Source organism: Hydrogenophaga electricum (genome assembly GCF_030160815.1).
In the GTDB taxonomy this organism is placed as follows: domain Bacteria; phylum Pseudomonadota; class Gammaproteobacteria; order Burkholderiales; family Burkholderiaceae_C; genus Hydrogenophaga; species Hydrogenophaga electricum.
In genome coordinates this window covers 163,483-176,653 of the sequence record NZ_BSPB01000002.1, presented here as the reverse complement: position 1 = coordinate 176,653, position 13,171 = coordinate 163,483, and the positions used below count along the sequence as shown (strand labels likewise).

General features: G+C 68.9%; 14 protein-coding genes. 7 read left to right on the top strand and 7 right to left on the bottom strand.

The window, feature by feature from the left end:
- Positions 1-17 precede the first annotated feature (17 nt).
- On the bottom strand, positions 18-878 hold the full coding sequence (locus tag QQK43_RS02095) for a YbgC/FadM family acyl-CoA thioesterase (RefSeq protein ID WP_284306522.1): 861 nt from the start codon (positions 876-878) through the stop codon (positions 18-20).
- 152 nt (positions 879-1,030) lie between these two features.
- Here QQK43_RS02095 and QQK43_RS02090 point away from each other — a divergent pair, with 152 nt between their 5' ends.
- Positions 1,031-1,648, top strand: a complete 618-nt coding sequence (locus QQK43_RS02090) for a DUF922 domain-containing protein (protein WP_234266467.1) — start codon at positions 1,031-1,033, stop codon at positions 1,646-1,648.
- Between the two features lie 10 nt (positions 1,649-1,658).
- Here the strand turns inward: QQK43_RS02090 and QQK43_RS02085 are convergent, their stop codons facing one another.
- Positions 1,659-2,651, bottom strand: a complete 993-nt coding sequence (locus tag QQK43_RS02085) for an alpha/beta hydrolase (RefSeq protein ID WP_284306460.1) — start codon at positions 2,649-2,651, stop codon at positions 1,659-1,661.
- 131 nt (positions 2,652-2,782) lie between these two features.
- On the opposite strand from QQK43_RS02085, the gene gbd reads away from it, so the two are divergent.
- Positions 2,783-3,940 carry a 4-hydroxybutyrate dehydrogenase gene (gbd, locus tag QQK43_RS02080; RefSeq protein ID WP_284306458.1) on the top strand — a complete coding sequence of 386 codons (1,158 nt, stop codon included), beginning with the start codon at positions 2,783-2,785 and terminating at the stop codon, positions 3,938-3,940.
- An 87-nt stretch (positions 3,941-4,027) separates the two neighbouring features.
- On the opposite strand, the gene QQK43_RS02075 is transcribed toward gbd, so the two are convergent.
- Together QQK43_RS02075 and QQK43_RS02070 are read right to left on the bottom strand one after the other, a co-directional pair.
- Positions 4,028-4,534: a hypothetical protein gene (locus QQK43_RS02075; RefSeq protein ID WP_284306457.1), complete on the bottom strand. Its 507-nt coding sequence runs from the start codon at positions 4,532-4,534 to the stop codon at positions 4,028-4,030.
- Positions 4,535-4,658: 124 nt separating this feature from the next.
- Entirely contained in the window at positions 4,659-5,669 is a 1,011-nt protein-coding gene (locus QQK43_RS02070; protein ID WP_284306456.1) for a TerB family tellurite resistance protein, read from the bottom strand.
- Positions 5,670-5,789: 120 nt separating this feature from the next.
- On the opposite strand from QQK43_RS02070, the gene QQK43_RS02065 reads away from it, so the two are divergent.
- The 4 genes from QQK43_RS02065 to QQK43_RS02050 all read left to right on the top strand — a co-directional run bounded on the left by QQK43_RS02065 (position 5,790) and on the right by QQK43_RS02050 (position 9,088).
- Positions 5,790-6,341 carry a septation protein A gene (locus QQK43_RS02065; protein WP_234266472.1) on the top strand — a complete coding sequence of 184 codons (552 nt, stop codon included), beginning with the start codon at positions 5,790-5,792 and terminating at the stop codon, positions 6,339-6,341.
- Positions 6,338-6,637 carry a BolA family protein gene (locus tag QQK43_RS02060; RefSeq protein ID WP_284306455.1) on the top strand — a complete coding sequence of 100 codons (300 nt, stop codon included), beginning with the start codon at positions 6,338-6,340 and terminating at the stop codon, positions 6,635-6,637. The genes QQK43_RS02065 and QQK43_RS02060 overlap by 4 nt, the downstream gene beginning before the upstream one ends.
- Before the next feature lie 97 nt (positions 6,638-6,734).
- Positions 6,735-7,514: a peptidylprolyl isomerase gene (locus QQK43_RS02055; RefSeq protein WP_234266474.1), complete on the top strand. Its 780-nt coding sequence runs from the start codon at positions 6,735-6,737 to the stop codon at positions 7,512-7,514.
- A 155-nt stretch (positions 7,515-7,669) separates the two neighbouring features.
- Entirely contained in the window at positions 7,670-9,088 is a 1,419-nt protein-coding gene (locus QQK43_RS02050; RefSeq protein ID WP_284306454.1) for an aspartate aminotransferase family protein, read from the top strand.
- Between the two features lie 65 nt (positions 9,089-9,153).
- On the opposite strand, the gene QQK43_RS02045 is transcribed toward QQK43_RS02050, so the two are convergent.
- Together QQK43_RS02045 and QQK43_RS02040 are read right to left on the bottom strand one after the other, a co-directional pair.
- Complete coding sequence (locus QQK43_RS02045; protein ID WP_284306453.1) at positions 9,154-9,912, bottom strand: heparan-alpha-glucosaminide N-acetyltransferase; 759 nt, start codon at positions 9,910-9,912, stop codon at positions 9,154-9,156.
- Entirely contained in the window at positions 9,909-10,667 is a 759-nt protein-coding gene (locus QQK43_RS02040) for an alpha/beta fold hydrolase (RefSeq protein WP_234266476.1), read from the bottom strand. Before QQK43_RS02040 ends, QQK43_RS02045 begins: the two co-directional genes overlap by 4 nt.
- A gap of 58 nt (positions 10,668-10,725) precedes the next feature.
- Between QQK43_RS02040 and QQK43_RS02035 the strand changes: the two genes are divergently transcribed.
- Complete coding sequence (locus QQK43_RS02035; RefSeq protein WP_284306452.1) at positions 10,726-12,705, top strand: peptidase U32 family protein; 1,980 nt, start codon at positions 10,726-10,728, stop codon at positions 12,703-12,705.
- A 25-nt stretch (positions 12,706-12,730) separates the two neighbouring features.
- Here QQK43_RS02035 and QQK43_RS02030 read toward each other — a convergent pair whose 3' ends face one another.
- Positions 12,731-13,156 carry a GFA family protein gene (locus tag QQK43_RS02030; protein ID WP_234266477.1) on the bottom strand — a complete coding sequence of 142 codons (426 nt, stop codon included), beginning with the start codon at positions 13,154-13,156 and terminating at the stop codon, positions 12,731-12,733.
- Between the last annotated feature and the right edge of the window lie 15 nt (positions 13,157-13,171).

The following is a 13,171-nucleotide window of genomic DNA, read 5'->3' as shown; positions in this document are numbered from 1 at the left end:
GGGAGCCTGCCGCGGATTCAGAGCCGCTTGGCCATGGCCTGGTGCTCGATACCGGCCTCTTCAAAAGGCGCCCCTTCGCGCAGATATCCCAGGCGGTCGTAGAACGGTACCGCGGTGCGCTGGGCGTGCAGCACGATGCGGCGGTCGCCACGGGCCAGCGCGGCCGCTTCCAGCGCTTGCATGACGGCGCGGCCGACCTGGCCACCGCGCAGCACCCGGTCCACCGCCACGCGCCCGACCTGGGCGTCGCCCTGCGCATCGGCCGGCAGCAGACGGCCGGTGCCCACGGGCATGCCCAGGCGGTTGCGCACCAGCACGTGCACCGCGCCGGCATCGGCCGCGTCGGACTCCAGCTCTTTGGGGATCTGCTGCTCTTCCACGAACACCGCGTGCCGCACGGCGCGGGCGCCTTCGCCCAGGGAGGCCCAGTCGCCCGCCTGGGTTTGCAGCATGCTTTCACCCGCTTCGTACCCCTGCACGATGTCGCGCAGCGCCTGCGGCACCGGGCGCGAGGTCTGGGTGGCCGGGTCGGCGAACACATAGACGATTTCGCCACTGATGAGGTGCTGCTCGTCGCGGAAGATGGCACCCGTGAAGGTCATTGACGAGCTGCCGATGCGGCTGCATTGCATGGCCACGTCCAGCCGGTCGTCCACCCGCGCCGAAGCGTGGTATTCCACGGTGGCCTTGACCACGTACAGATCGCCGTCAAGCCGGTGCATGGACGCCTCGTAGGGCAAGGCCAGCGCGCGCCAGTAGTCGGCAATGGCGGTGTCGAAATACATCAGGTAGTGGCCGTTGAACACGATCTTCTGCATGTCCACTTCGGCCCAGCGCACGCGCAGGCGGTGGAAAAAGCGGAAGTCGGTTCGCTGCATCTGGGGCATTCGTGTCTCCAGGAAAAGTTGTTGTGATCGCGACGCCAAGCGCGCCAGCGTTGGGGTAGATTCTGCCCGTCGCCCCCGCTGGCCGCTGTCGCCTGCGGCGACGGCCCGCCCCTGGCCACGGCCGCCTCCATCCCCCCTCACCCATGCGCCGGAACCGCCTGTTTCTCACGCCCATCACCCGCCTTCGCCCGCTCTGCCTGAGCGCCCTGCTGGCCGTTGGCACCCTGCTGAGCCCGGTCGCTCGCGCCGACGTGCAGGACACGCTGCGCTTCACGCCGTACCGGGTCGAGGTGCAGGCCGGCGAGACGCTGGCACAAGCGCTGAACCGCGCCACGCCGGTGCGGCGCTGGTGGGGCAAGCGGTTCCACGGACTGGCGACCTGGAGCCTGCGCTGGGCCTTCCGCTGGCAGGTGCTGGAAGACGGCCGCTGTGGCGTGGCCGAGGTGCTGACCACGCTGGACACCGACATCACCCTGCCCGAACTGCTGACCGACGACCCGATCCTGCGCGCCCGCTTCGACACCTATCTGGCCGCCTTGCGCGAGCACGAACTGGGACACCACGAGATCGCGCGCCAGGCCGCTCAACGGGTGGACCAGGGCCTGCGCGAACTGCCGCCGCAAAACGACTGCCGGCAACTGGAGGTGCGGGGCAATCACTGGGGGCAGGCCCAGCTCGACCGGGCACGCGAGCAGGAGCAGGCCTACGACCGCGACACCCGCTACGGCCGCACCCAGGGCGCCTGGCTGGGCGCGGACTGAGCGCTGGCGCTCACCGGCCCCAGGCCTGGCGCAGCGCGCGGGCCGCGTCGTTGTGGGCCTTGAGCGCTTCGGGAATGGCGCGGCCGAACTGGATGAAGCCGTGCACCACGCCGGCGTAGATCTCCAGATCCACGGGCACCCCGGCCAGCCGCAGGCGGTCGGCGTAAAGCAGGCCTTCGTCGACCAGCGGATCGCATTCGGCCAGGCCCACCCAGGCCGGCGCCACACCGTCCAGGTCGCGCTCGTGCCCGCTGGCGTCGACCCCGTCGAGGGGGGCAAAACGCCAGTCGTCTCGGTCGGCCGGACCGCGCAGGTAGTGGCCAAAAAAATACTGAATATGGGGCGCCTCCAGGATGAACCCCTGCGCAAAACGCTGGTGGCTGGGCGTGTCCTGGTGGCCACAGGTGCCAGGGTAGAACAGCAGTTGCAGCGACAGCGGCCAGCCCGCATCGCGGGCGGCGATGGCGGTGACGGCCGAGAGTGTGCCGCCGGCGCTGTCGCCACCGACAGCGATGCGCGCCGCGTCCAGACCCAAGGCCGCCGCGTGTTCGCGCAGCCAGGCCAGGGCGTCCCAGGCGTCGTCCACCGCGGTCGGGAACACCGATTCGGGCGCCAGCCGGTAGTCGAGCGCGATCACGGCGCCGCGGGACAGGTGGGCCAGGTGCCGGCACAGCGGTTCGTGCGTGGCGATGTTGCCCACGGTGAACCCGCCCCCGTGCAGGTACAGCAGCACGGGCAGGGGGCCGCCCTCGCCCGCTGCCACCGGGGCAAACAGGCGGGCGGGCAAGACGTGGCCGTCGCGGGCGGGGATGCGCAGGTCCTCCACGCGTGGCAGCTTGTGGTTCGGGATGTCGACGACGCCCGCACCCGCCGCGTAGGCGCGCTGGGCCTGTTCCGGCGTCAGGGCGTGCAAAGGGGGATGCCCGGCGCGGGCGACGCGGTCGATGAAGCCCCGCATGGCGTGGGTCAGCAGGCTGCGGGGATGGGTCGGGTGCGAAGACATGGGCGGCATTCTGCCGCGCCGGGCGGTTCGCTGCCGTGCAAGGGTTGACCCTTGCGCGACCGCAGCCGCCCGCGGCCTCCCCGTATAGTGGAACGCGCTGCATCTGCCAGAACCAGAACCCGGAGACCCCCGTGCCCCAGATCCTGTACGTCACCAACATCCTGATCGAAGACGGCGCCCTGGCGCAATTGCCGGCCGAATGCGCGCGCATCGGCATCCGCAAACCGCTGATCGTGACCGACGCGGGCGTCAAGGCTGCCGGCCTGCTGGCCCAGGCGCTGGCCGCCTTGCCCGATCTGCCGGCGGCCGTGTTCGACCAGACCCCCAGCAACCCGACCGAAGCGGCCGTGCGCGCCGCCGTCGCGGTGTACCGGGAACAGGGGTGCGATGGCCTGATCGCTCTGGGCGGCGGCAGCTCCATCGACTGCGCCAAGGGCGTGGCGATCGCCGCCACGCACGAAGGCCCGCTCAAGACCTACGCCACCATCGAAGGCGGTTCGCCCCGGATCACGGCCGCCGTGCCGCCACTGATCGCCATTCCCACCACGGCCGGCACCGGCAGCGAAGTGGCGCGCGGCGCCATCGTGATCGTGGACGACGGCCGCAAGCTCGGCTTCCATTCCTGGCACCTGGTGCCAAAAACCGCCCTGCTCGATCCGGCGCTCACGCTGGGCCTGCCGCCGCTGCTGACCGCCGCCACGGGCATGGACGCCATCGCCCACTGCATGGAAACCTTCATGGCCGCGCCCTTCAACCCGCCCGCCGACGGCATCGCGCTGGACGGCCTGCAGCGCGGCTGGGCCCACATCGAACGCGCGACCACCAACGGCCAGGACCGCGAAGCGCGGCTGAACATGATGAGCGCCAGCATGCAGGGCGCGATGGCGTTCCAGAAAGGGCTGGGCTGCGTGCATTCGCTCAGCCACAGCCTGGGCGGCGTGAACCCGCGCCTGCACCACGGCACGCTCAACGCCCTCTTCCTGCCGACCGTGATCGCCTTCAACGCTGGCGCCGAGAACGTGCGCCGCGAACGCCGCCTGCAGCGCATGGCCCAGGCCATGGACCTGCCCAGCGACCGCGACGACGAACTCACGGCGGCCCTGCTGGGCGCATCGATCAAGGCGCTCAACGAGCGCCTGGGCCTGCCCCCAGGCCTGGCGGCGCTGGGCGTGACACCGGCCGTTTTTGATCAGGTGATCGTAGGCGCCTTGGCCGACCACTGCCACAAGACCAATCCGCGCCTGGCCAGCGCGGCAGACTACCGGGCCATGCTCGAAGCGGCGATGTGACCCCCGGGCAGGCGGTCAGCGCTGGCGGCCGGTGAAGGCCGGGAGATCCCGGCCAAGCAGCCCAGCCGGCCGTCCGCGTGCCCGGCCTCAGTTCAGGCGCGTGAGCGTCTCTTCCAGGAACGCGGTCGGGTAGCCCTGGGCATCGTCGGGCGAGTCGGGGTCGCCAATACGCAACTGCCCGTTCTGCAGCGACAGCAGCACCTTGCCTTCGCCCTGCGACGAGCTGCCATTGAACCGGTCGGTCGGCAGGCCGTTGAGTGTGCTGGTGCCAACGTGCGTCATCTGCAGGTTCGACAGCACCTTCTTGTCGCGCACGCTCGGGCCGGAGCAGGCGTTGCCGACGTAGGCATAGGCCACCACGTCGCCCGTGAAGCTGTTGGCGCCGGTCTTGTTGAAGTCGGCCCGCAACTGGGCCGAGGCCCCACTGTCGGCCACGCAGCGGCTGATCCAGGAGCCGATGTAGGGTGCCACCGGATCGCTGGAGCCATCACCGGGCACCGGGTCGTCGCTGCCACCGCAGGCGCTCAGTGCGGCGGCACCGGCCAGCATCAGGGAAGCCAGCGTCAGCCGGTGGGTCGTGATCGTGGTCGCCATGGGTTCTCTCCTGGAAATGCGGAAGCCCTAGGCTAGCGCTTTCCCGCGGCCTGTTCGTTTCCGACCGTCCGGCGCAACGGCAAACAAATGTGAGGAGTGCAGCCGGACGCAACGCCCGCCGGCCTCAGGCCCCACCCCGGACCATGGCCATGACCTTGCCGGCGTCGAGCCCGCGGGCCGTCTGCTCGATCTGCGGCAGGTAGCGGCTCTGCAGCTGTTTGGCCGGCCCCAGCAGGTCCTGGAAGGTCTGTTGCAGCAAGGCCGTGCTCATGACCCGTCCGCCGGCGTAGTACCGCTTGGCCACCTGGCCCAGCGCGTAGGTGGTGGCAAAGGAAAACGCCACGCCCGTGGCCGCGCGGCCCAGGCCGCCCACGGTGCGCCCCAGGGCCTTGCCCAGCAGGCCGCCGATGAGCTTGCGGCCGAACTGTTCGATGTACTGCGAGGTGATGCCGACCCCAGCGGCCGCGATGAATTCCTTGATGTGGCCCTGGTCCAGTTCCACGCCATGCGCCTTGCCCACGGCATAGACCATCTTGACCTGCAGCGGAATGATGGCCATCGAGGCCCAGGACTGCGGCAACAGCTCCAGCGCCCCGGTCAGCAAGGCGTGGTTGAGGATGGACTGGTCCAGCGCGGCGTCGCGGGCCGGGTCTGCAGGGTTGGCGGTTTCGCTGGCCACCCCGTTGTCGGTGACGAGGGTGGCCGCCGGCACCAGCGCCACCACCTCGGCCGGCACAGCCTGGGCCGGCGCGCTGCGCTCGGCGGCTTCGGCCAGGGCATCGGCACTCAGCGCTGCGGCAGCCGCCTGCTCGCTCAGACCCAGGCGCTGACGCAGCGTGGCAAGAAACGCCGTTTCGGCCGGGCTCTGGCGCCCGTCGGCATCGCACACGCACACGGCCATTTCGTACGCCAGCTGGCGCTGGCCTTCGTCGCCAAGGGCGGCCACTGCGTCGTCCATGCCAGTGCGCCGCAACAGAACATCCTGATACAGGCCCGCCAGGCTGGCGCCCCCTTCGTGGCCCAGGTTCTCGGCCATGCGCCGGATGGCCTCGCGTTCGCTGTCGGCCTTGTGCGCATCGGCAAACGCGGCCAGCAGGGCCAAGGTCAGAAGGGCTTGCTGTTCTTTCGGGGTCATGGTGTCAAACGCTCCAGGAAGGTAGGCCCCGGGTGGACCGCGGCCGGGGCCGGGAGTTCCACGGCCCCGGCCAAAACCCGGCGCAGCCCCGAGGTCCGGCAAGCAGGGATAATTCCGCCCATGCGGCTTCTCATCGACTTTTTCCCCATCGGCCTGTTCGTGGCCGCGTACAAGCTGTACGACATCTACGTGGCCACGGCGGTGCTGATGGCCGCCACGGTCGTGCAGACCGGCCTGATCTACGCCGTCGACCGCAAGCTCCAGACCCTGCACAAGGTGACGCTGGTGCTGGTGATCGTGTTCGGCGTGCTGACCCTGGCCCTGCACGATGAACGCTTCATCAAGTGGAAACCCACGGTGCTCTACGCCAGCATGGCCATCGTGCTGGCCGCCGCGCTGTGGATCTGGAAGAAGAACTTCCTGCAGATCCTGCTGGGCAGCCAACTGCGCCTGCCCGACGCCGTCTGGGCCCGGCTGACGCTAATCTGGGTCGCCTACTTCCTGTTCATGGCCGGCATCAACGCCTGGGTGGCGGCGTTCTACAGCACCGAGGCCTGGGTGAATTTCAAGCTCTGGGGTTATGCCTTCCCGGTGATCTTCATCGTCGGCCAGGGCCTGTACATCGCGCCCCACCTCAAGGATCGGGACGGCGAGCCGGGGTCTTCCTCATGAGCACGCCCGCCGTGCATCCGGTGGTGCCGACCACCGACGCCATCGAAGCCACCCTGCGCGCGGCCCTGGCGCCCACGGAGCTGGAAGTGATCGACGAGAGCGCTGCCCACGCCGGCCACGCGGGCGCCAACGGTCTGGGTTATGGCACCCATTTCCGGGTGCGCATCGGCGGGCCCGCCTTCGACGGCCACTCGCGCGTGGCCCAGCACCGCCTTGTGTATGATGCGCTGCGTTCTTTCACCGAGGCCGGGCTGCACGCCTTGGCCATCGAAATCCGGTCGCACACCCGCTCCTGAGACCCACCACGGTTCCGCGCACCCTTCCGACCTGAGCCTGCAACTTGCGCCCGCGTCCGGCATCCAACCCGTTTTCCATTCCCCTTCGAGGATCTTCATGAAAGCAACCCTGTCGGCCCTGACCGCGGCCGCCCTGATCTGCGTCGCTCCCTGGGCCGCTGCGCAGAACGTCGCCATCGTCAATGGCAAACCCGTTCCGTCCGCGCGTGTCGACGCCCTGGTCCAGCAGATCGAGGCCTCAGGCCAGCCGGTGACCGACGAACTGCGCGAGCGCGTCAAGGAAGAAGCCATCCTGCGCGAAATCTTCATGCAGGAAGCGCAGAAACGGGGCGTTGCTGCCACGGCGGAATACAAAACCCAGATGGAACTGGCGCGCCAGACCATCCTGATCCGCACGCTGTTCGCCGACTGGCAGAAGAAGAACCCGGTCACCGACGCCGACATCCAGGCCGAATACGACAAGTTCGCCGCCGCCAACAGCGGCAAGGAATACCGTGCCCGCCACATCCTGGTGGAAAAGGAAGACGAGGCCAAGGCCCTGATCGCGGCCATCAAGGGTGGCGCCAAGTTCGAAGACCTGGCCAAGCAGAAATCCAAGGACCCGGGCTCCGGCGCCAACGGCGGCGATCTCGACTGGGCCAACGCCGCCAGCTACGTGACCGAATTCTCGGAAGCCATGGTCAAGCTCGACAAGGGCCAGATGACCGAGGCCCCGGTCAAGAGCCAGTTCGGCTGGCACGTGATCCGCGTGGACGACGTCCGCCAGGCCCAACTGCCCAAGCTGGAAGAGGTCAAGGCCGAGATCGCCCAGCAGCTGAGCCAGCAAAAGATGGCCGAATTCCAGCGCAACCTGCGCGAAAAGGCCAAGGTGCAATAAGCGCTTCCCGCTTCCGCACCGACGCGCCCTCCGGGCGCGTTTTTTTTGCGCTGTGCGACCAGTGGCTCGCCATGTCACGGGGCAGGTGGCTCCATCGGTCCCTGCAAAGCCTCCTAAAGTGGACCCAACTGCCCCAAAACCGGAGGAGATGTCCCATGGATGGCAATGCCAGCACCGAAAGCCCAGGCCCGGCAGCGCCCGACCGGCGCCCCGGGCGCCGCGGCCTGGACTGGAACCGGGCCACCCGCTTCATGGCCGCCGAACGCGAGGACTACGTCCAACGCAACCCCGCGTCGGCGGTGCTGGCCCGCCAGGCGGCCGAACACCTGCTGTTCGGGGTGCCGCTGCACTGGATGAACGACTGGGGCACGCCCTTTGCCCTGCACGTGGAGCACGCAACCGGCGTCGACGTGGTCGATGTGGACAGCCATACGCTGGTGGACTTCTGCCTGGGTGACACGGGCGCCATGTTCGGCCATGCGCCCCCGCCCGTGGCCGCGGCCGTGCAGCACCAGGCCGCCCGCGGGTACACCACCATGCTGGCCACGCAGGACGCGGCCGAAGTCGGCCGGCTGCTGGCCGGCCGTTTCGGCCTGCCCTACTGGCAGTTCGCGCTCAGCGCGACCGACGCCAACCGCTACATCGTGCGCTGGATCCGCGCCGCCACCGGCCGCAAGAAGATCCTGGTGTTCAACGGCTGTTACCACGGCACCATCGAAGACGTGTTCGTCGACCTGGTCGAAGGCCAGCCGGTGCAGCGCGACAGCCTGCTCGGCCAGGTGCACAACCTGCTGGAACACACGGTGGTCGTCGAATTCAACGACCTGCCGGCGCTGGAAGCCGCTCTGGCCAACGGCGACGTGGCCTGCGTGCTGGCCGAACCGGTCATGACCAACATCGGCATGGTGCTGCCCGAACCGGGCTTCTGGCGCGCCGCCCAAGCGCTCATCCACCGGCACGGCAGCTTGCTGGTGATGGACGAAACCCACTGCATCAGCACCGGTCCAGGCGGCTACGCCCGGGCGCATGGCATTGAGGCCGACGCCGTGGTGATGGGCAAACCGGTGGCCGGCGGCCTGCCCAGTGCCGTGTACGGCATGAGTGCGGCGCTGGCCGACCGCGCGGTCCAGGCCAAGCGCCAGGCGCCGCCCGGGCACAGCGGCATCGGCACCACGCTCACCGGCAACATGCTGGCCATGGCCGCCATGCGCGCGGCGCTGTCCGAAGTGATGACCGAAGCCGCCTACGCCCACATGCTGGCGCTGGCCGAGCGCCTGGCCGACGGCATCCGTGCCGTGATCGCCCGCCACCAGTTGCCCTGGTGCGTGACCCAGGTGGGCGCGCGCGTGGAGTTCCAGTTCTGCGCCGAGCCACCGAAGAACGGCACCGAGGCCGACCGCGTGATGGACCCCGAACTGGAACACCTGATCCACCTGGGCCTGCTCAACCGGGGCGTGCTGATCACGCCCTTCCACAACATGATGCTGGTCAGCCCGGTGACCACGCCCGAGCATGTGGCGCAGTTGCTGGGGTCGCTCGACGAGGTGCTGGCGGCCATCGCGGCGCGCGCCTGATCTTCCCTACCCGCAGCCGCCCTCGCCTCTCGGCACGAATGGGCCACGGGCCCGCCAGGGTTGTTTCAGCGGAACAGCCAGACCGCGCCGCCCACCAGGCCAATGAGCACCGGCTGGTGCACCAGGTAGTAACTCAGGCTCCAGCGGCCCCAGGTGGCCAGGGCGCGGCGCGGCCCGGTGGCCGGCGCATCGGCTGCGCCCAGCCACTGCGGCCGGTGCCGCAACGCCCAGTGTCCGGCTGCCAGGCCCCACCACATGGCGCCAAGCCACGGCAGCAACGGCACGTAGTCCTGGGTCACCGGCAGGCGGCTGACGAAGCCCAGCGTGTTCCAGCCCGGCTGGTTCAGCCAGGCCAGCGTCGGCCATGCGGTGATCACGGCCGGTGCGGCGAATTTGGCCGCGATGGCCAGCGCGCCCAGCGGCCAGAGCCAGCCGCCCCAGCCCGCAGTCAGGCGCGCCACGACCAGCATGGCGGCCATGCCGTGCAGGATGCCGAAGTAGATGAAGCTGTCAGGGAACATCAGCGCCGAGCCCGCCGTCACCAGCAGCGCCCCCGCCGCCACCTGGGCCCAGCGGCGCCAGAACCGCGGCCAGCCCAGGCCGGCGTGGTGCGCCACCGCCTGCGACAGCCCGGCGGTGAACACGAACAGGCCGACGATGGCGGTCCGCTGCACGTACCAGAACGGATCGCGCGAAAAGCTGGCGTCGATCAGGCCGAAGTGGTCGAGGTCGTAACAGAAGTGGTAGACCGTCATCCACAACATCGCCAGCGACCGCAAGATGTCGATGCGGTCAAGGCGCCCGGCTCCCCGCGCTGCGGTCATGCCCGGGAAGCCTGGTGGTGCACCGTCAGCAGCAACTGCGCCAGCTCCCGCGGCGCGCTGACCATCGGGTCGTGCCCCGTTGCCAGTTCATACACCTTCCAGCCCGGTTCGCTGCGCACGCGCCGACGCGCCGCATCGATGGTGGGCAGCGGCGGGTGGGTGCAATCGATGAAGCTGTGCGGAATGGCCCAGACCCGGGCCGGGTCGAAGTCCAGCGGCTCCTGGTAGAGGCGGAACGGCTGCGGCGTCTGGCGGCGGTTGACCCAGTCGCGGTCGGCACCGCTGAGGCCGAACACGCTGGCGTCGGGTGGTGGAAAGCTCAGCCCGCCGCTGGCCTGGGCCTCGGCCACGCGTCTGGCCACGGTTTCGGGGCTGTGCGGCGTGCTCCAACTGCTGCCCGGCGTGGGAATGCCGGCGTCCAGATAGACCAGGTGCCGCAACAGGCCGGGGTGCGAGCGCTGCAGGCGATCGGCCACGCAGGTGATCAGGTTGCCGGCGTAGCTGTGCCCCACCAGCACCACGCGCTGCAGCTCTTCGGTCGTGATCAGGCCGATCACGTCCTGGATGTGGGTGTCGATGCCCACGTCGGGGCCGAGCAGGTGGGCGCGCTCGCCCACGCCAGTGAGCGTGACCGCGTGCGTCTCCACGCCGGCGCCACGCAGCAGCGGCAGCACACGCTTCCAGCACCAGGCTCCGTGCCAGGAGCCATGAACCAGGACGATGGCGGTGGCCGAAAGGGTTGGGGATGCAGACATGGGCGATCTCCGGGACAATATCGGGTTCGACGTTCGCCCCCGATTCTGCCCGCTCGCCATGCTGCCCCACCACCTTGAACTGCTCGCCCCTGCCCGCGATGCCGACATCGGCATCGAGGCCGTGAACCATGGGGCCGACGCGGTCTACATCGGGGGGCCGTCTTTCGGCGCCCGCACCAGCGCCGACAACAGCGTGGCCGACATCGCGCGCCTCGCCGCCTACGCCCACCGCTTCAACAGCCGCATCTTCGTCACGCTCAACACCATCCTGCGCGACGACGAACTGGAACCAGCGCGCAAGCTCGCCTGGCAGCTCTATGACGCGGGCGTGGACGCGCTGATCGTCCAGGACATGGGTCTGCTGGAAATCGACTTGCCGCCAATCCAGTTGCACGCCAGCACGCAGACCGACATCCGCACGCCCGAAAAAGCCCGTTTCCTGCAGGACGCGGGCCTGAGCCAGATCGTGCTGGCGCGCGAGCTGACGCTGCAGCAGATCGCCGCCATCGACGCCGCGCTGGGCCCGAAGGACGCGCCCGGCCGCGCCATCCTCGAATTCTTCGTGCACGGCGCGCTGTGCGTGGCCTACAGCGGCCAGTGCTTCATCAGCCACGCCCACACCGGACGCAGCGCCAACCGCGGCGACTGTTCACAGGCCTGCCGCCTGCCGTATGAGGTCAAGGACAGCCAGGGCCGCATCGTGGCGCACGACAAGCACGTGCTCTCGATGAAGGACAACAACCAGAGCAACAACCTGCGCGAGATCATCGACGCCGGCGTGCGCAGCTTCAAGATCGAAGGCCGCTACAAAGACATGGCCTACGTCAAGAACATCACCGCGCATTACCGCGTGTTGCTGGACGAAATCCTGGAAGAACGCCCCGAGCTGGCCCGCGCCAGCAGCGGCGAATGCACCTTCCACTTCCAGCCTGATCCGGACCAGAACTTCAATCGCGAGTTCACCGACTACTTCGTGCAGGGCCGCAAGGAAGACATCGGCGCCTTCGACACGCCCAAGAACCCGGGTCGCCCGATCGGCTACGTGACCGCCACCGGCCCCAATTTTGTCGAACTCCAGGTGGACGACGCCGACACCGTGATCCACAACGGCGACGGCTTGTGCTACCTGGACCTGCAGAAAGAGCTGGTCGGCCTGCAGATCAACCGCGCCGAAGCCGTGAACAGGAAAGGCCTGTGGCGCGTGTTCCCCAAGGACCCGATGGACGGCTTCAAGGACCTGCGCAAGGGCGTGCAGGTCAATCGCAACCGCGACATGGACTGGGTGCGCGGGCTGGAGCGGAAATCCGCCGAGCGCCACATTGGCGCCTGGCTGCGGCTGGACGAAACCGCTGAAGGCCTGACCCTGACGGTCACCGACGAAGACGGCCACAGCGGCAGCGCCTCCCTGCCCGGCACCCCGCAGGACGCCAAGGACCCGAGCCAGGCCGAGGCCAAGCTGCGCGAAAACCTCTCACGACTGGGCGACACCCTGTTCCAGCCACTGGACGTGGCGCTGAACCTGCGCGGCCCGCGTTTCGTGCCCGCATCGCAGCTCAACGCTCTGCGCCGCGAGGCGGTGGAACGGCTGGAGACCGCCCGTGCCGCAGCCTGGCACCGCCTGCCGCGAGCCAAACCGGTCGAGCCGCCAGTGAGCTACCCGGAAGACACCCTCACCTACCTGGCCAATGTGTTCAATCACAAGGCGCGCGACTTCTATGCGAAGCACGGTGTCAAGGTCATCGCCGCCGCCTACGAAAGCCACGAGGAAGAAGGCGAAGTCAGCCTGATGATCACCAAGCACTGCGTGCGCTTCAGCCTCAGCCTCTGCCCCAAACAGGCCAAGGGCGTAACCGGCGTGCAGGGCACGGTGCGCGCCGAGCCCATGCAACTGATCAACGGCAAGGAAAAGCTGACGCTGCGCTTCGACTGCAAGCCCTGCGAGATGCACGTGGTCGGCAAGATCAAGCGCAGCGTGATGAACGCCGTGCCGGCCAGCCCGGTCACCTTCTACCGGACCCGGCCGACCACCAACGCCTGATCCGGCGCGGGCCTCGCTGCGGACCTCAGCCGGCCTTGGCCGGCGGCGGCCCGGGCTGACGCTCGACGCGCTCCAGCGCCGAGTCCAGACAGGCCCATGCGGGAGCGCTCGAACTCCAGATGTTGGCGCTCGGACGAACCGAGGACGGATCGTCCAGCGTTCCGACCCGCACCACCGTCGCCCCGACACGGCCCGTCGAATCGGCGAACAACTGCGTGCCGCACTGCGGGCAGAAGCGCCGGATGACCTGGTTGCCGCTGTCGGCCGTGCGGGTGTATTCGCCGAGGTTGCCGCTGATCTCCATGGCGGCCGTCGGCACGATCAGGTTGACGGTGCCGTTCGAGGCAATCCGCTGACAGTCCTTGCACCAGCAGACGCGCGAGGCGATGGGCTCGGCCGTCAGCCGGAAACGAACCTGGCCGCACAAGCAGCCTCCCGTACGTTCGGTCATCTCTGGTCTCCTGAA